The 18,763-nt window shown below is 51.9% G+C and carries 15 protein-coding genes; 13 read left to right on the top strand and 2 right to left on the bottom strand.

What is annotated here, in order from left to right; all coding sequences use genetic code 11:
* The first annotated feature begins 30 nt into the window (after positions 1-30).
* The 6 genes from FYJ84_RS02495 to FYJ84_RS02520 all read left to right on the top strand — a co-directional run bounded on the left by FYJ84_RS02495 (position 31) and on the right by FYJ84_RS02520 (position 6,663).
* Positions 31-1,728 carry an AAA family ATPase gene (locus FYJ84_RS02495; RefSeq protein ID WP_154405791.1) on the top strand — a complete coding sequence of 566 codons (1,698 nt, stop codon included), beginning with the start codon at positions 31-33 and terminating at the stop codon, positions 1,726-1,728.
* 195 nt (positions 1,729-1,923) lie between these two features.
* The gene (locus tag FYJ84_RS02500; RefSeq protein WP_154405793.1) at positions 1,924-3,096 is read left to right on the top strand and encodes an ABC transporter substrate-binding protein; all 1,173 of its coding nucleotides are present in this window, start codon (positions 1,924-1,926) and stop codon (positions 3,094-3,096) included.
* Positions 3,097-3,326: 230 nt separating this feature from the next.
* A complete protein-coding gene (locus tag FYJ84_RS02505) occupies positions 3,327-4,214 on the top strand; it encodes a branched-chain amino acid ABC transporter permease (protein ID WP_154405795.1) in 888 nt (295 codons plus the stop codon).
* 10 nt (positions 4,215-4,224) lie between these two features.
* Positions 4,225-5,175, top strand: a complete 951-nt coding sequence (locus FYJ84_RS02510; protein WP_154405797.1) for a branched-chain amino acid ABC transporter permease — start codon at positions 4,225-4,227, stop codon at positions 5,173-5,175.
* A complete protein-coding gene (locus FYJ84_RS02515; RefSeq protein ID WP_154405799.1) occupies positions 5,172-5,942 on the top strand; it encodes an ABC transporter ATP-binding protein in 771 nt (256 codons plus the stop codon). Before FYJ84_RS02510 ends, FYJ84_RS02515 begins: the two co-directional genes overlap by 4 nt.
* 16 nt (positions 5,943-5,958) lie before the next feature.
* The gene (locus FYJ84_RS02520; protein ID WP_154405908.1) at positions 5,959-6,663 is read left to right on the top strand and encodes an ABC transporter ATP-binding protein; all 705 of its coding nucleotides are present in this window, start codon (positions 5,959-5,961) and stop codon (positions 6,661-6,663) included.
* A gap of 103 nt (positions 6,664-6,766) precedes the next feature.
* Here FYJ84_RS02520 and FYJ84_RS02525 read toward each other — a convergent pair whose 3' ends face one another.
* On the bottom strand, positions 6,767-7,417 hold the full coding sequence (locus tag FYJ84_RS02525; RefSeq protein ID WP_154405801.1) for a CBS domain-containing protein: 651 nt from the start codon (positions 7,415-7,417) through the stop codon (positions 6,767-6,769).
* Between the two features lie 400 nt (positions 7,418-7,817).
* Here FYJ84_RS02525 and pyk point away from each other — a divergent pair, with 400 nt between their 5' ends.
* From pyk to FYJ84_RS02560, 7 genes are all read left to right on the top strand, one after another.
* Positions 7,818-9,254: a pyruvate kinase gene (gene pyk, locus FYJ84_RS02530; RefSeq protein WP_154405910.1), complete on the top strand. Its 1,437-nt coding sequence runs from the start codon at positions 7,818-7,820 to the stop codon at positions 9,252-9,254.
* Positions 9,255-9,332: 78 nt separating this feature from the next.
* Positions 9,333-9,560, top strand: coding sequence for a preprotein translocase subunit SecG (gene secG, locus FYJ84_RS02535; RefSeq protein ID WP_154405803.1), 228 nt, complete (start codon positions 9,333-9,335; stop codon positions 9,558-9,560).
* A gap of 110 nt (positions 9,561-9,670) precedes the next feature.
* Positions 9,671-10,408 carry an alpha/beta hydrolase gene (locus tag FYJ84_RS02540; protein ID WP_154405805.1) on the top strand — a complete coding sequence of 246 codons (738 nt, stop codon included), beginning with the start codon at positions 9,671-9,673 and terminating at the stop codon, positions 10,406-10,408.
* Between the two features lie 104 nt (positions 10,409-10,512).
* Positions 10,513-12,924, top strand: coding sequence for a ribonuclease R (gene rnr / locus FYJ84_RS02545; protein WP_154405807.1), 2,412 nt, complete (start codon positions 10,513-10,515; stop codon positions 12,922-12,924).
* A 58-nt stretch (positions 12,925-12,982) separates the two neighbouring features.
* Entirely contained in the window at positions 12,983-13,456 is a 474-nt protein-coding gene (gene smpB, locus FYJ84_RS02550) for an SsrA-binding protein SmpB (RefSeq protein WP_154405809.1), read from the top strand.
* A gap of 146 nt (positions 13,457-13,602) precedes the next feature.
* On the top strand, positions 13,603-14,562 hold the full coding sequence (gene pfkA, locus FYJ84_RS02555) for a 6-phosphofructokinase (protein ID WP_154405812.1): 960 nt from the start codon (positions 13,603-13,605) through the stop codon (positions 14,560-14,562).
* Between the two features lie 229 nt (positions 14,563-14,791).
* Positions 14,792-16,492 (top strand): methyl-accepting chemotaxis protein, encoded by a 1,701-nt coding sequence (locus FYJ84_RS02560; RefSeq protein ID WP_154405814.1) that lies wholly within the window; start codon positions 14,792-14,794, stop codon positions 16,490-16,492.
* A gap of 76 nt (positions 16,493-16,568) precedes the next feature.
* Here the strand turns inward: FYJ84_RS02560 and FYJ84_RS02565 are convergent, their stop codons facing one another.
* Positions 16,569-18,278, bottom strand: a complete 1,710-nt coding sequence (locus FYJ84_RS02565) for a putative bifunctional diguanylate cyclase/phosphodiesterase (RefSeq protein WP_205764064.1) — start codon at positions 18,276-18,278, stop codon at positions 16,569-16,571.
* Positions 18,279-18,763 lie beyond the last annotated feature (485 nt).

An 18,763-nucleotide genomic window follows, 5' to 3' on the forward strand; every position in this document is an offset into this window, starting at 1 on the left:
ATCTGGCTGATAGGAAGGCGGGTGACGCTAATGGCAAGGGCGATAGCTGTTGGTGAGCAGGATTTTGTCAAGATTCGGGAAAACGATTACTTTTATATCGATAAAACAGGCTTTATTGCTGATTGGTGGCGTGGTGCGGACAATACCACGGCTGTCATGCGGCCGCGACGTTTTGGCAAGACATTGAATATGAGCATGATGCGGGCATTTTTTTCTGTGGAGTACCAGGGCAGGGGTGCTGAGCTGTTTGGCGGGCTGAAGGTATGGCAGGATGAAGCCATGCGTAGGCTGCAGGGCACATATCCTGTGATATTTGTTAGTTTTGCCGGGCAGAAAGCGGATAATTATGCGGATATGATGCAGAGCATGAGGATGCTTGTTGCGGACATTTTCAAGGATTATGATTTTCTCATCAAGGATGATGTGGATTTTATGGATGACTCAGATAGGGAGTTTTATCGGAAAATTCGCTGGGAGGAGGGGAATATTGCAGTTGCCCTGCATAAATTATCCAAATGGCTGCGGCAGTATTATGGCAAGAAGGTTATTATTCTGCTGGACGAGTATGATACGCCTATGCATGAGGCCTTTGCAGGGGGATATTGGGCGGAGCTGTCAGGCTTTATGCGGCAGTTTTTCAATGCTACCTTTAAGACCAACGAAAATATGGAACGGGCCCTGATGACAGGTATTACCAGGGTGGCCAAGGAATCAATTTTTTCGGATTTAAATCATCTGGTGATTGTCACCGTGCAGTCCGATGATTATGCTGATGCCTTTGGCTTTACGGAGCAGGAAGTGTTTGCTGCTATGGACGAATACGGGCTGGCAGACAAGGCTATCGTGAAGCAGTGGTATGATGGCTTCACCATTGGCAGTCACCATGACATATATAATACATGGTCAATAATCAATTATCTGGACAGGAAGGGCAGGCTGGAATGCTATTGGGCAAATAGCAGCGGCAATGGACTGGTAAGCCAGCTGCTGCAGTCCGGCTCGGCGGAGCTGAAAAAGCAGTTTGAGGTGTTGCTGCAGGGGAACAGCCTTGAAGCGGAGATAGAGGATCAGGTAGTTTTTGTGGATTTAAATGACAGTATATCCTCTGTCTGGTCGTTGTTTTTGGCCAGTGGCTATCTTACCGGGGAAAAGATAAAGCTGCTGGAGGAAGGGCATTTTCTTTGCAGGCTGCGGATTACCAACAAGGAAACCAGGATTATGTTTGAAAGACTGGTGAGCAGATGGTTCAGGCGGCGTGGTGAAGAATACTATAATGAGTTTATCAGGTATATGCTGCAGGGCAATGTACAGGCAATGAATGACTATATGAACAGGATAGCGTTGTATACATTCAGCAGCTTTGATGCCGGGCGGCATCCGTCAGAGGAAACAGAGCCGGAACGTTTTTATCATGGGTTTGTGCTGGGGCTGATGGTGGATTTAAAGGACAGGTATGTGATTACCTCCAATCGGGAAAGCGGCTATGGCAGATATGATGTTATGCTGGAGCCAAGGCATGCTGATGTGGATGCCGCTATCATCTTGGAATTTAAGGTTTTTGATAAATATGGTGAGAAATCTTTGGAGGAAACAGTTCAGTCCGCCCTGCAGCAGATTGAGGAAAAGCAGTATGCTGCCGCCTTGGAAGCGAAGGGAATTGCTGCCAATCGCATCAGGAAGTATGGCTTTGCCTTTGAAGGGAAAAATGTCTTGATTGGCAGCTGCTGAGTGTTTGGTCAGATATAGATAGGTTATCTGCACATAACTGTACATTGAATACAAACAATAATGTATTGACAGTTGTAAACATGTAAACTATAATAGTTTCATTAGCGTACAGCGGCTGAAAAGTATCTGAAATGGATAAAAACATGAAAAAGTATACTTTTCCACTGAAAATGACTAATAATAGGAGGAATGAATATGTTTTTTAGCAAAAAGCTTCGTCTGGCAAGTGCGTTTTTGGGTGTTGCCATGCTGGGCAGCGTGTTTGCCGGCTGTGGCAGCGATGCAGGCTCCGGTGATACCATCAAGGTTGGTGCCAACATTGAGATGACCGGTAATCAGGCCAATTACGGCAAGGCCGGACTTGAGGGCCTGAAGCTGGCTATCAAGGAGGCCAATGATGCTGGCGGCATCAACGGCAAGCAGATTACCCTGGTGGAGGCTGATACCAAGTCCGAGGCTGCCGAGGCCGTAAATGCGGCAACCAAGCTGATTTCTGATGATAAAGTAAAGGTTATTGTTGGCCCTGCCGTAACTGCCAACGTTATCGCAGAGTCCCAGGTGGCTACTGACAATAAAGTTCCTGTAATTGGCTTTGCAGCTACCAACCCTGATGTAACCGTTGAGAACGGTCAGGTTAAGCCTTTCATTTTCCGCAGCTGCTTCATTGACCCGCAGCAGGGTACCGTAATGGCTCAGTTTGCTACTCAGGAGCTGAAGGCAAAGACCGCAGTTCTGTACATCGATTCCAGCTCCGACTACTCCAAGAGCCTGGGCAAGGTGTTCAAGGAGACCTTTGAGGCTGCCGGTGGCAAGGTAGTCATGGAGGAGGCCTTCCTGGCCAAGGATCAGGACTTCAAGGCTGCCCTCACCAAGATTAAGGGCGCCAATGCAGATGTAATCTTCGTTCCTGCTTATTATGAGGAAGTGGGCAAGATTGTAAAGCAGGCTCGCGAGATCGGCATTACCTCCGCTATGCTGGGCACTGACGGCTGGGATGACCCGAAGGTTGCCGACATTGCCGGTGCTGCCGCTCTGAACAACACCTTCTTCTCCACCCACTACTTTGCAGAGGACCCGGGTGCCAAGAGCTTTATTGATGCCTTCAGCAAGGAGTATGGTCATGCACCTAACGTATTCGCAGCTCTGGGCTACGATGCCGGCAAGCTGCTGGTAGATGCCCTGAAGCGCGCTGGCAGTGATGATCCTGAGGCTATCCGCAAGGCTCTTGAGGAGACCAAGGATCTGCAGGTTGCTACCGCCAAGATTACCATGGACTCTGCAACCCATAACCCGATTAAGGATGCTATCATTATCCAGAACGTTGATGGCAAGTATGTGTTCAAGGGCAGGATTGCTCCAAGCAAATAATTTGCAGCAAATAACTTGCGGCAGAATCGGCTTTGCGGCTGATTGACTTGCAGCATAATCAGCTTTGCGGCTGATTGATTAATGACAGTTGAGAGGTCACGTTTAGTGCGGCGTAAGCACTTCCTGTGACCTCTTTTCTCAGTTTTTAGGATATTATTTACTTTATATTTTTAAAATTAATTTGCTTAATTAGATTGATTTGCTTAATTAAGTTTCGCGGAGGAATTTTTATGGAATTTTCTCATCAGTTTGTCCAACAGCTGATAAATGGTGTCTCCCTGGGCAGCATTTATGCACTGATTGCGTTGGGCTATACTATGATTTATGGCATTATCAAGCTGATAAACTTCGCCCATGGTGATATTTACATGGTTGGCGCCTATATCGGCTTTTTTGCCGTGACCGTTACCGGGCTGTCCATTGTACCGGCGCTGCTGATTTCCATGGTGGTGACAGCCCTTTTGGGTATGCTGGTGGAGCGGTTGGCATACAAGCCACTGCGCCATGCGCCCCGTATTTCGGTGCTGATTACCGCCATCGGCGTGTCCTTCTTTTTGGAGTATGCCACTATGTATTTTGTTACCCCTACACCGAGGACCTTCCCGGAGGTTATGCCAAGCATTGCCTTCAACGTGGGGCCGTTTATCATTAACGGCCAGCAGATGCTGATTATGGGCATTACTCTGGTACTGATGCTGGTGCTGACCTACATTGTCCAGAAGACCAAGCTGGGCAAGGCCATGCGGGCCGCTTCTTTTGACGTGGAGACGGCACAGCTCATGGGCATCAATGCGGACAGGGTAATCTCCTTTACCTTCTGCATCGGCTCTGCCCTGGCGGCTGCTGCCGGTGTGCTGGTAGGTGTGTATTATAACTCCATTGACCCGCTGATGGGCATCATGCCGGGCCTGAAGGCCTTTGTGGCGGCGGTGCTGGGCGGTATCGGCATCCTGCCGGGTGCTGTGGCAGGCGGCATCATCCTGGGCGTGATTGAGGCGCTGGTGTCCGGATTTATTTCCTCCACCTTCCGTGATGCGGCAGCCTTTGCGATTTTGATTCTGGTGCTGCTGTTCAAGCCATCGGGCTTGTTTGGCAAGAATACCCGTGAGAAAGTGTAGGTGACAGGATATGAACTTAATGCGTAAAAATGATTTAATTATGCTGGGCCTGTCACTGGTGCTGTTTGCTGTGCTGCAGGCATTGATTAGTACCCGTGTCCTCAGCTCCTTCTGGGAACTGAATCTGATTGTTATCGGCATCAACGTGATTATGGCTGCCAGCCTGAATTTGATTAACGGCTATACGGGGCAGTTTTCCCTGGGACATGCGGGCTTTATGGCGGTAGGCGCCTATACCGGCGTGGTGATGACCTCTTACTTCCACCTGCCGTTTATCGCAGCCCTGCTGGCCGGTGCCGTGCTGGCTGGTATTCTGGGCTTTCTGATTGGTTTGCCTACCCTGCGCCTCAGAGGTGACTATCTGGCGATTGCCACCCTGGGCCTGGGTGAGATTATCCGCATCGTGATAATGAACATGGATTATGTGGGGGGCGCCGCAGGCTTCAAGGGCATTATCCATCACACCAATTTTGCCTGGGTATTTATGGTGATGCTCTTTACCCTGTTCTTTATCAAAAATTTTGTTAATTCCTCCCACGGACGTGCCTGCATCGCTATCCGCGAAAATGAGATTGCGGCGGAGGCTATGGGCATCAACACCACCAAGTACAAGGTAATGGCGTTTACTATCGGTGCCGCCTTTGCCGGTGTGGCAGGAGGCCTCTTTGCCCATAATTTCTACATCATCAATCCGGGCTCCTTTACCTTCCTGGCGTCCTTCAACTACCTGATTATGGTAGTTATGGGCGGCCTTGGCTCCATTACCGGCTCCATTGCCGGTGCCTTTGTGGTGACCTTTATTTCGGCGGCTTTGGCAGCATGGCCGGAGTTCCGCATGATTATTTATGCCCTGGCGCTGATTTTGCTGATGTTCTATCGTCCTCAGGGATTGTTTGGCTACATGGAGGTTACCAGCATGGGTATCTTCCGCCGGATTTTCAAAAGGGGGCGTGAATCATGAGCGAGGCTTTGCTGAAGGCTGAAAATGTCTCCATCGTGTTTGGCGGCTTGAAGGCTGTTTCTGATTTTGATTTTTACATTAATAAGGGTGAGCTGGTGGGGCTGATTGGCCCTAATGGTGCAGGCAAGACTACGGCATTCAACCTGATTACCGGTGTGTACCAGCCTACTACCGGAAATATCGAGTTTAATGGCAAGAGTATTGTGGGCAGGAAGCCTTATGAGATTACCCAGCGGGGCGTGGCCCGTACCTTCCAGAATATTCGCCTGTTTTCTGAGCTGAGCGTGCTGGACAATGTAAAGATTGCCTTTCATTCCCATGTGAAGTACGGCCTGGCGGAGTCTGTTTTCCGTGTAGGCAGGTATTTTGGGGAGGAAAAGCAGATTGAGGAGGAAAGCCTGAAGCTTTTGAAAATCTTCAAGCTGGACGGCAAGGCGGATGAGCAGGCCAAGAACCTGCCTTATGGCGCTCAGCGCCGCCTGGAGATTGCCCGTGCTTTGGCGGCCAAGCCGAAGCTTTTGCTTCTGGATGAGCCGGCGGCCGGCATGAATCCCCAGGAGACCAGGGAACTGATGGAGATGATCAGCTGGATACGGAAGGAATTTGGCCTGACGGTGCTGTTGATTGAGCATGACATGAGCCTGGTCATGGGCATCTGCGAGCGGATTTATGTGCTGGAGTACGGCATGATTATCGCCACCGGCACGCCACAGGAAATTCAGCGCAATCCTGAGGTTATCAGGGCATATTTGGGCGGGGAGGCTTGATGGAACAATGGGAACTATGCTAAAGATTAATGACATCAATGTCTTTTATGGGGCAATTCACGCCATCAAGGGTGCTTCCCTGGAGGTCAACGAGGGGGAAATCGTTACCCTGATCGGTGCCAATGGTGCAGGCAAGTCTACTATCCTGCGCACCATTTCCGGCCTTTTGAAGCCCAAGGGGGGCAGCATTGAGTTTGAGGGCAGGGATATTGCCGGGCTGCCTGCCCATGAGATAGTGAAGTGCGGCATTTCCCAGGTGCCGGAGGGACGGCGGATTTTTGCGGAGATGACAGTGCTGGAAAACCTTGAGCTGGGGGCTTTTACCCGGAAGGACAAGGATGGCATCAAGGAAGATATGGAGATGGTGTTTAACCGCTTCCCACGGCTGAAGGAGCGCATCAGCCAGCTGGCAGGCACCTTGTCAGGCGGCGAGCAGCAGATGCTTGCCATGGGGCGCGCCCTCATGAGCCGTCCGCGGCTGCTGCTGCTGGATGAGCCGTCCATGGGACTGGCGCCGCTACTTATCAAGGAGATTTTTGCTATCATTCAGGATATCAACAAGGCTGGCACTACGGTGCTTTTGGTAGAGCAGAATGCCAACATGGCATTGTCTATTGCCCATCGTGCCTATGTGCTGGAGACAGGCCGTATCACCCTCAGTGGCGATGCCAAGGAGCTGGCCGCCAGCGAGGATGTCAGGAAGGCATACCTGGGCGGCTGATGTCCATACGCAACATATGAATAAAAATTCCCTGAAAGCGGATGTTTATCTGCTTTCAGGGAATTTTTTTTGTAAGTATGTTACGATGTAAGTACAGATGAAATCAGCCGATTTTGGCCACATGGACAACGTTATATCCTTTTTCCTCAATTTTGGCGGTGATTTCCTCTACATTGTCGGCATCCACCCGGATGACGATTTCAAAGTGGCCTGCCAGGGATGCCTGCTTGCAGGTGACCATGCTGTCGATGTTGAAGCCTGCGTCGGCGATGATGCCGGCCAGCTCCTTTACCACGCCGATTTTGTCCACTACATCCAGGGTGATGCGGGTCTTGCCGTCAGCCAGTCCCATTACATCAACGAAGGTCTTGAATACATCGGTTTCGGTGATGATGCCCACTACGGCTCCCATGCTGCTGACTACCGGCAGGCCGCTGAGCTTTTCGTTGTACATTACCAGGGCGGCTTCCTCGATGGTAGCCGTGTCAGGCAGGGAAACCACATCCTTTGCCATGATTTCAGCCACGGTAATCTTGTCCAGGAGGCTCATGATTTCGAACTTGGACAGGGTGGTGGCAGGGGACGGGGCAACCCGCATGATGTCCCGGTCGCTGATGATGCCCACCAGGCTGCCCTTTTCCACTACGGGCAGGCGGCGGATATTTCTCCTTTTCATCAGCTTGGCGGCCTCATTGACGGGGGTGGTGGGCTCTACGGTAATAGGATTTTTGGTCATGCGATTGGCAACGAACATATATAATCATCCTTTCTGCAAAAAATCTTGTTTTATATTTACTGTATCTGCTATATGTAATAATTCGTCAAAAGAAGAAAAATTCCTGCAATGAAAAATAAATATGACGAAAATTGAAGGAACTTTCTTATTGTGGTACAATAGATAGTAGATTGATGGCAATGCAAAGTGTTTGTGCCTAATGGCTGTATTTCCTTTACAAGTTTATTTTTATCATATATAATACGCATGGAATGAGGAAAGTATCATATATTTTGATTATGACAATATAAATAATAAGTAATGTATGAGTGGTGACGGGTGTCGCAGTTATAGCGGCTGTAAGTGTGAATGTTTGTATTGAGGGGGCTGCGGCATGAGTCACGTTGAGCGCACCAGCGCGAAAGGAGAGTATATAATCATGTTAAAGAAGACAAAAATCGTATGTACAATGGGACCTGCTACTGAAAAACCAGGACTGGTTGAAGAATTGATTAAGAATGGCATGAACTGTGCCCGCTTTAATTTCTCCCACGGAGACCATGCGGAGCATGCAGGACGCATCAAGATGGTGCGCGATGCGGCACGCCATACCGATAGCATCGTGGCACTGCTGCTGGACACCAAGGGGCCTGAGATGCGCCTGGGCACGTTCAAGGACGGCAAGGTTCAGCTGACCAAGGGCGAGGAGTTCGTCCTGACCTATGCAGATACCCCGGGTGATGAGCATCATGCCCCTATCAGCCACAAGGATTTGTACAAGGAAGTAAAGCCGGGTAACACCATCCTGCTGTCTGACGGCCTGGTAGGCCTGACCGTAAAGGAAATCAAGGGCAAGGATATCGTGACGGAAATCCTGAACAGCGGCCCGATGAGCACCAAGAAGCGCGTAGCAGCTCCTGGCGTAGCTGTAAGCCTGCCGCCTATTTCCGAGCAGGATGAGAAGGATATCATCTTCGGCATCGAGAATGACATGGACTATGTGGCTGCTTCCTTCATTCAGCGTGCCAGCGATGTAAAGGAAATCAGGAAGCTCATCAAGAAGCACAAGGGCGGCATGGATATTATTGCCAAGATTGAGAACCTGGAGGGCGTGAAGAATATCGATGCCATCATCGAGGCTGCTGACGGCATCATGGTAGCCCGTGGTGACCTGGGCGTAGAGATTCCTGCGGAGGATGTGCCATTCCTCCAGAAGGAAATCATCAGCAAGTGCAACAGGGCTGGCAAGCTGGTTATCGTGGCCACCCAGATGCTGGAGTCCATGACCAACAATCCTCGTCCTACCCGTGCCGAGGTTTCTGACGTTGCCAATGCCGTATTTGACGGCACTGATGCCATCATGCTCAGCGGCGAGACTGCCAGCGGTGACTATCCGGTGGAGGCTGTGCAGACCATGAGCAAGATTGCCATGAAGACTGAGAGCACTATCCATTATCAAAAGCGTTTTGCCCACACCGGCGTGGAGGAGCAGAAGCACATTACTGATGCTATCGCTCATTCCAGTGTACAGCTTTCCTATGAGCTGGGGGCGAAGGCAATCCTGACTCCTACTCATTCCGGCTACACTGCCAAGGCTGTGTCCAAGTATCGCCCTCTGGCTGATATTGTGGCTTATGCCACCACTGCCAAGGTTGCCCGCCAGCTGAATCTGTACTGGGGCGTGCAGCTGATTAATGGCCGCATCTGGGATGATGAGCATGATAGTGCTGCGGCTGCTGTGGCTGCCGCTCTCCGTGAGGGCTATGTGGAAATCGGTGATACCACCGTTATTACCTCCGGCATTTCCTCCGGCGAGGCAGGCTTCAAGAGCAAGGGCAACAACACTACCAAAATCCAGATTGCTGTAGTGGATTAACAAATAACTTTGCTTGAAATATCTCCTGCTTTGTGTTATGATGATGGGAGTTTTTAAGAGGTAGGAGGTTGTCCGTAGATGATTACGGTTTTGATGGTTCTGGATGCCATTATCGGCTTGCTGCTGATTGGCTCCGTTGTTATGCAGACGCCGAAGTCTGCCGGTATGGGCATGGGCGGCGGCAGCGACACTGTTTTCAGCAGCAGTGCCAGGGGGCTGGATGCCCTTTTGGCAAGGGTTACTGTGGTGCTGGCAGTGCTGTTTGGCGTACTTACCCTGTTTATTGCCAAGCTGACAAGCTTCTGATTTTGAGGCATATAAATGAAATGGTTGAGCGTTCTCAATATAAAAATTGAGAACGCTTATTTTTTGTGGTAGAATAGGGCTAGGAGAATATGTATGCAAGAGGTGAGAGAATGATTTTGCGCGGAGGGGAACCATTTTTTTATCGGGGAGGCAGCCATGGGGTGCTGCTGGTGCACGGTTTTACCAGCGTTCCGGCAGAAATGCTGCTTCTGGGCTGTCATCTCCATGACCTGGGCTATACTGTGCTGGGGGTACGGCTGGCAGGTCATGGCACAACACCCAAGGATTTGGAGAGGATGAGCCGTGAGGACTGGTATGATTCTGTGTGTGACGGCTATGCTCTTTTGGATAGCTGCTGTGAGAAGATTTCTGTGGTAGGACAGTCCATGGGGGGGCTTCTGAGCCTGCGGCTGGCTGCTAACGTGCCTGTTCACAGGGTGGCGGCTATGGCGGCACCGATTTTTATTCATGAGGACAAGATGCTGTACCGGCTGCCGCCAAGGGAGAAGTGCACCGGGCGTTTTCAGCCCAAGCGGCGGCGCCAGCTGCCGGATGTGCCGGAGGAATGCAACGCTTCCTATCTGGAGATGCCCCTGGGGGCTGTCCATGAGGTGCTTGACCTGATTGAGGTGGTCAAGAAGGAGCTGCCCCGTGTTACTGCGCCGCTGCTTTTGATACAGAGCTACAACGACCATACGGTGCGCTATCGGAGTGCCAGCTATATCTACCGCCGGGCAGGCAGCCAGGAGAAGGAGCTTCAATGGCTGGATAAGTCAGGCCATCTTCTGACCCTGGACTGCCAGCGTGAGGAGGTTTTCCAGCGTGTTAGTGCATTCTTGCAAAAATGAATTGTAAATGGATTGGAACTGAATTGAAATTGAATTGAAATTGAATTAAAACCGAATTAAAATGGATTTCAGCTGAATCCATGCATAGATGGGAGTGACAGATTATGAAACAGCAGAGAAAAGCGGTGCGCATACGCAGGAAAAGCCTTGGCAAGGCTGGCAGGAGCAAAGGTGCCAGGCAGGAGGTGCGGCAGGCGCAGCCACCCAGGGATATGCGCTATGCTGCCCTGAAATACACTGATGAAGCGGTGAAGGGCAGGATTTCCATCAACAGCCGCGGCTTTGGCTTTGTGACTCCTGAGGGAATGCAGAAAAATCAGGCGGATATCTTTATCCCGAAGGATGAGCTTCATACCGCCATGAACGGCGATACGGTGCAGGTGCAGCTGGCACAGCAGCCAGCCTATGCCCCGGCCGGCAGCCAGTCCCGGGAGGGCAGGGTGACGGAGGTGCTGGAACGTGCCAACAGCAGGATTGTGGGTATTTATTCAGCCAGCCGCCGTTTTGGCTTTGTGGCTCCCGATGATACCCGCCTGAAGGCGGATATTTACATTCCGGAGGGTGAGGCCATGGATGCCATTACCGGCTCCAAGGTGGTGGCGGAGGTCACCAGGTGGCCTGATGGCAAGCAGAAGGCGGAGGGCAGGATTATCGAGGTCATCGGCCAGAAGGGAGAGCCGGGAGTGGATATCCTGTCCATCATGCGCCAGTATGACCTTTCGGAGAGCTTCCCGGCTGAGGTGCAGGCCGCTGCGGATGGGGTGGAGCAGTCCATCAATGCTGAGGAGCATATTGGCAGGAACGGCAGGGAGGACAGGCGGCACCTGAAAATCGTCACCATTGATGGCGAGGATGCCAAGGATTTGGACGATGGCGTTTATGTGGAAAAGAAGGATGACGGCAGCTTTTTCCTGGGTGTCTATATTGCCGATGTCAGCTGGTATGTCCGTGAGCATGAGCCCCTTGATGTGGAGGCGGAGGCACGGGGTACCAGCGTCTACCTGGTGGACAGGGTTGTGCCTATGCTGCCAAAGGCACTGTCCAACGGTATCTGCAGCCTGAATGCTGGCGTGGACAGGCTTTCCATGGCCTGCGAGATGAACATCAGCCCGGAGGGCAAGGTGACGGATTACAAAATCCTGCCAGTGGTCATCCATGTCTATCGCCGCCTGACCTATACCTTGGTTAATAAAATCCTCGTGGATAACGATAAAGAATTTGTCCGGGATAATGAGGACATCGTGCCGCTGCTGCATAATTTGCAGGATGTGAGAAATGCCATGTACAAGTACCGTCACCGCCGGGGTGCCATCAATTTTGAAATCCCGGAAATCAAGGTGAAGCTGGATGAGAACGGCAAGGCGGTCGGACTGAAGAAGCGTGTGGGCAACCTGGGCGAGTCCATCATTGAGCAGTGCATGCTGGCTGCCAATGAGACCGTGGCTGAGCACATGTGCCGCCGCAAGCAGCCTTTTGTTTACCGCGTCCATGAGGAGCCGGAGGAAAGCAAGGTCACGGCACTGAACGGGCTTTTGAATACTTTCGGGCTGCACCTGAGAACGGCTGCTGACGGCAGCATCAGGCCGAAGGACTTGCAGGTGACACTGGAAAAGATTGCCGGAGGCCCGGCGGAAAAAATCGTCAGCACTGTTGCCCTGCGCTCCATGCAGCAGGCAAGGTACGCGGCGGAAAACCTGGGGCATTTCGGGCTGGCGGCACAGTATTATACACACTTTACCTCGCCAATACGCCGCTATCCTGACCTGATGGTGCACCGCCTGCTGCGGGAGTCCTTTGAGACAGGCTCCATCCCGAAGGAAAAGCGGGAAAAGATTATGGAGAAGCTGGCAGAGCGGACAGACCATGCCTCCCAGCGGGAGCGCATCGCGGTAAATGCAGAGCGTGATACCACTGACCTCAAGAAGGTGGAGTACATGCAGCAGTTTGTGGGTGATACCTTTGAGGGCATCATCAGCAGCGTTACCAGCTTCGGCTTTTTCGTGGAGCTGGACAACGGTGTGGAGGGGCTGGTGCACATGACCACCCTCAAGGATGATTATTATGACTATGTGGAGAGCCAGTATGCCCTGGTGGGCACCCATCACAAGCGCCGCTATCAGCTGGGGGATGCAGTGGAAATACTCCTTGCCCGTGCCGATGTGGAGGCACGCTCCCTTGACTTCCTGGTGAAGGACAACTGCGACCTGCGTGCCTTGAACATGCAGGGCAGCAAGGACAGGGACCCGGGAGAGGCCGCCGGTATCATGAGCCGTTCTGAGGCGCGGAAAATCAAGCGCAGTGCCAAAAAGGACAGGAAGTCCGCCAAGAGCGGCAGGGAGGCTGCCGCCAAGGGGGCTGCTGCCGGGAAGGATGACGGCAGGAATGCTGCCGGGCACATGGGGCGCAAGAAGAACAAGAAGGAAAAGAAGGCAGGAAAGGACAAGCACAGCAAGCGGAAGGGCAGGAGAAAGCAGGGCAGTGACGTGATTGCCAGCTTTGATCCCCTGAGCATCTGAGGTGCGCCTGACCTGTAAGGATAATTGGAATTTGTAGGAACGATGACAGGAGATAAATATGGGACGTAAAAATGCCGCTGTCAAGATTGCCTGTGAAAACCGCAAGGCAAGGCATGATTATTTCATCCACGAAACCTTTGAGGCGGGGCTGGTTTTGCAGGGAACCGAGGTAAAATCCCTGCGGGACGGCAGGGCAAACCTGAAGGACAGCTATGGCGAAATCAAAAATGGTGAGATTTTTATCCAAAATATGCACATCAGCCCTTATGAGCATGGCAACATCTTTAACCATGAGGAGCTCCGCCCCAGGAAGCTGCTCATGCACAAGGCTGAGATTGTGAAGCTTTTCAGCAAGACAAGGGAAAAGGGCTTTACCCTGGTGCCCCTGAAGATTTATTTCAAGCAGGGCAGGGCAAAGCTGGAGCTGGCTCTGGCCAGCGGCAAGCACAACTATGACAAGCGCCGTGATTTGCAGGAGCGTGCCGTCAAGCGTGATGTGGCACGGGAGCTGCGGGACAGGCAGAAGGGCTGAAGTAGGTCGGAATGTTTGTACAAGTAAACGGTCCTAAAACTTTTTTCTCAAATTTTTTGTGAATTTAGCAGGATTTTGCCAAAAGCTATTGAATTATAACGTTAGATAAATTATTATGAAAGCACATTGATGTGGAGGTTGTATATATGCTGAAAAACATTGCTATTCTTACTAGTGGAAATGACTGTCCGGGCATGAATGCCGCTATTCGTGCCGTAGTTCGCACGGCACGTCATGATGGCGTCAAGATTTGGGGTGTGCGCAACGGCTACAAGGGCTTGATTCGCGACCAGATCGAGGAGCTGAGCACCCGCAGCGTGGGTGATATGATTCAGAGGGGCGGTACTTTTCTGGGTACTGCCCGCTGCCCTGAGTTCATGGAGGCGGAGAAGCGCCAGCTTGCCCTGGAAAATCTCCAGAAGCGGGGCATTGAGGGGCTGATTGTCATCGGCGGTGCAGGTTCCCTGGCAGGTGCCTGGGAGCTGTCCAAGCTGGGCATGAACGTGGTAGGCATCCCTGGTACCATCGAAAACGATGTGTGGGGTACTGACTATACCATTGGTTCCGATACGGCTGCCAATACCGTTGTGGATGCTATCAACAAGCTGCGTGACACTGCCTGCGCTCATCGCCGCATCATCCTCATCGAGGTAATGGGCAAGACATCCGGCTGGCTGGCCATGACTACCGGCATTGCCGGTGGTGCGGAGTATGTGCTGGCTCCTGAGGCAAAGTACAATCTGGACCGCATGTGCGCTGAAATCCGTGAGTCCTATGAGGCTGGCAAGCGTTACAGCATTATCGTTGTATCCGAGGGTGCTGCCTCTGCCGTGGAGCTGGGCAAGCAGGTAGGCGAGAAGACCGAGATCGATACCCGTGTTACCGTGCTGGGACATATCCAGCGGGGCGGCTCTCCTACTGTGCAGGACCGCATCAATGCCAGCCTGCTGGGTGAGAAGGCGACCCTTGGCCTCCTGAATGGCGAAAGCGGCATCATGTATGGCTTAGATACAGGTACGGTAGTTGAGATTCCTCTGGAGGAGGCAGCTACCAACACCAAGACTCTGGATCCTGAGTTCATCAGGCTGTCCAAGGTTTTGGCATAATTTTATATGCTTTGATGAAAAGAATAGGCGTATGTGGATTACGGCATACGCCTATTTTTAGGACTTGTACTAATTTGCATAATCAAATAATCATTTGTGCAAATAAGGGCAACCCTCTCCGAATTTTATTTTTATTGTTATTGGGATGGAAGAATTGTAGAATAAAATTTCAGAGAGGTGGATTGCCTTAAAAATAAAACATATTAAAAATATAAGGAGTGTGATTTTTATGGACAATGTAAAGGTCAGCTACAAGATCCTGATTATGGTGATTATAGCTGCTGTAGGTATGGCTATCGTAGGGGTGCGCGGTGCTGTATCTATTCAGAATGCCAATGAGCAGATGGCGAGAATGTACGAGGACGATATGCGTTCCGTGGAACTTTTGGGACAGGCCTGTGAGAAGATGCGCACTATCCAGGTGCGTTCCATGCAGGTGATAGCCGATGCTTCAAGGCTGGAGGAGTTGTCCAAGAGTCAGGCGAAGGATATCGACGACATGGAGGCTCTCCTGGGTGAGTATGCCTCCCTGGCTGCCGGTGATGGAAATGATGCTGCCGTGCAGGAGATGATGGGGTACTGGGCAAGCTTCAGGAGATCCATGCCTGCCGTCATGTCTGCGGTGAAGTCCGGGGGCTCCGAGGCAGGCATCGCCGAGTACGACAGGGCGGCACGGCAGGATACTGTAAAGCTCAGGGATTCCCTGACGGCACTCAGCAATGCCACCCGGGATGCAGCCTTCGAGGCAAATCAGCAGAATGCCGCTGACGGGCAGAGTGCCATTACCCTGATGCTGATTACAACGGTGGTGTGCATGATTATCCAGCTGGGCTTTAGCTGGAAGCTGATCAACGCCATCAAGCAGCCCCTGGGGATTATGCTGCATGTCTGCGACAAGCTGAGCAAGGGCAATTTCATGGTGAAGACGGCACCTTCTGACCGGGGTGATGAATTTGGCGATGTCCAGCGGGGCCTCTATGATATGACGCTGGCAGTCAGCAAGCTGCTGAAGAATTTTTCCCGCACTACGGAGCAGATTGCGGCATCTTCCCAGCAGCTGAATTCCAGCTCCATGGAGTCTGCCAATGCCGCCACGGCAGTGGCTCAGTCCGTGGCGGATGCCGCCACGGTGGTTATCCAGCAGCAGGGCTCTGTGGATTCGGGAACCCATAGCATAGCTGCCATAACTGAGTCCGTAGAGGGCATCAGCCGGGAGGCGGCGGAGGTTTCTGCCAACGCGGAGCAGGCAGCGGAAAAGGCATCTTCCGGCAATGGCGTGGTAGGGGCGTCTGTCAGCCAGATTCAGAGCGTGGAGGAAACCGTACGCCTGACGGCGGAGCTGGTGGACAAGCTGGGAGAGCGTTCCCAGGAAATTGGCGCCATCGTAGATACCATTTCCGACCTTGCCGGGCAGACCAACCTGCTGGCACTGAATGCGGCTATTGAGGCGGCCCGTGCCGGTGAGCAGGGCAGGGGCTTTGCCGTAGTGGCAGAGGAAGTGAGAAAGCTGGCGGAGCAGTCAGGCATGGCAGCCCAGCAGATTGCAGGCCTGATTGGCAGCATTCAGGAAGATACCGGCAAGGCGGTAGATTCTATGAACTCCGGCCGGGATGCGGTAGCCAAGGGGGCTGAGTCTGTCGAGGGACTTCGTCAGGTATTTGAGGAAATCAATGTGCTGGTGGTGCAGGTATCTGACAAGATCAATCATATGTCCCGGTCTGTAGCAGCTGTTGCCAGGCAGGCGGAGGGGATTACCAGCCAGATGAACGAGATTGACAAGGGCGCAAAGCATGTGGCTGACAACATGCAGTCCATCTCGGCGGCCACGGAGCAGCAGTCCGCTTCGGCCCAGGAGGTTGCCTCCGCCAGTGATGCACTGGCACGCCAGGCCCAGGAGGTGCAGGAGAATCTGCAGAAGTTCCAGTTCTGAATTTAAATTTAGGGCAAAAAATATTGCCGCAGCATGAGAAATCATCTGCGGCAATTTTTCTTTTTGCAAAGCAGTTTTATCGGAGGCTGGAGAGCAGCTCGATATAGGCATCGGAGTTCAGGGGACGGGAGTAGTGGAAGCCCTGCATGGTATGGCAGCCCATGGTCTGCAGCAGCTCTGCCTGCACCGGAGTTTCCACTCCTTCGGCAATTACCTGCATGTTCAGCTTCTTTGCCATATCGATGATTGCCTGCAGGATGATGTCCACCCTGTCATGATTGCCGTGGGCGTAGAGGCGGCGCACATCCACCTTGAGCATGTCAATGGTCAGGTCCCGGAGGATGCCCAGGGAGCTGAAGCTGCTGCCAAAATCGTCCAGAATAACGGAGAATCCGCAGCTGTTCAGGCGGCGCAGTATTTTTGTCAGCTGCTCAGGGGCGTGGTTGTAGGATTTTTCCGTCAGCTCCAGCCACAGCATCCAGGGCTGCAGGTCATACTTTCTCAGCAGCCGCAGCAGGTAGTCCACAAAGGACATATCATAAAAATTCATGTGGGAAATATTGATGGAGATAGGCTGTATGTCCAGCCCCCAGTCACGCTGGCGGCTGAGGAAGTGGCATGCCTGCTCCCAGGCAAACCTGTCCACCCTGTTGATAAAACCATTTTTTTCAAAGACGGGAATAAACCTGTCAGGGCTGATAATTCCCTGTTCCGGATGCTGCCAGCGCAGCAGCGCCTCTGCAGCAATAGGAGCCATGGTTCTGGCTTCCGTGTCTATTTTGTAGATAGGCTGGTATTTAACGAAGAACTGGCCGTTGTTCAGTGCCGGTTCCATTTCCCTGGCGATAATCTGCTCGTCCATCAGCTTGGTGCGCAGGGCATCATCGTAAAAGGCAAAGCGGCGGGCATGGGAATTCTTTACCGAGGTCATTGCCATGTGCGCCCTGTCCAGCATCTGGCTGGTAGTCAGGTAGATATTGTCTATCTGATAGACACCGGCAAAAAATGCCACTGTGCGGTAAATGGTCAGGGAGTGCATCATGGCATCCAGCCCCTGAATGAGCAAATCCATGTCCAGCATATCCTCAGGCAGCAGTATGGCGAAGGAGTCAGCCGTCAGGTGGCTGGCAAGCCCTCGCTTGCCCACGATGGTATTGAAGTAGGAGGCGGCAGTCTTGAGGATGGTATCGCCTGTTTCCATGTTGAAAAGCTCATTGATCAGCTTGAAGCTGGCTATGTTGAGGTAAACGAAGCAATAGCGCGTTTCCGGATTGCCGGATATCTTGTCAGCTGCCTGCTGCAGGAATGCTTTTTGCGTCAGGAGGCCTGTCATCTGGTCAATGTCCAGAATTTGCTGCATGGCGCTGATTTTTTTGTCCTGGGCCGCCTGCCTCAGCTTGCTGATTTCGTTTTCGCGCCGTCCCAGTACGTTCTGTACACGGCAGCTGACGATGGACGGATTGTATGGCTTGGTAAGGTAATCGGCTGCGCCCCGTTCCATTGCCATTACCTCGCTGTTCACATCGTCGGCAGATGTGGTGACGATCACCGGAATGTCACCGTAGCGCGGATTTGACAGCAGCCATTCCAGTACCTCCATGCCTGTCATGACCGGCATCATCAAATCCAGCAGGATGATGTCGATGGGCTGGCTTTTGATGAAGTCCAGTGCTTCCCTGCCGTTTTCCGCCTCGATGATATGGAATTCATCCTGAAAAAACTGCATCAGGATGGCGCGGTTGATTTCCATATCGTCAACAATCAGCATTGTTTTTCTGTTTTCCATTGAGCATACCCCCCTATTAGCCCTTTCTCCCCAAATTATATATAATATTTCTGCAAAAAAACTCGAAATCCTTCTTCCCATGAAATAAATTTCAGTTTATCGTCGTGCCGGTTTGTTACTTCGTGCACATACTGACTGAAATGTTTTGACAGTTCGTGGACTCTGTTCAGACATTTTAAAGGGACAGGTAGCGGCAGTACCCATAGAAAACTCGCTCTCGCTCTTAGCACAGCCTCGCGCTTCTAAGCTCCTGCGTCGCTTACGCTCGCACTCGCTAAGAAGCGAGGCTGCACTCAAGGTTTTCTTTGGGTACATGCCGCACCTGTCCCTCTTTGTGTCTGAACAGATATGCACATAATAATCCAACTGTATTTAATTAGTATGCAACTGTAGCAACTAATTCTGACTTTACGAGCAAGCCTGAAAAGGGGGAGCTGGGAGGCTGGCGAGACCTGTTACTGCCGACCGCTGTATAAGCTGAAATC

This window comes from Anaerovibrio slackiae, assembly GCF_009695585.1.
GTDB classification, from domain to species: domain Bacteria; phylum Bacillota; class Negativicutes; order Selenomonadales; family Selenomonadaceae; genus Anaerovibrio; species Anaerovibrio slackiae.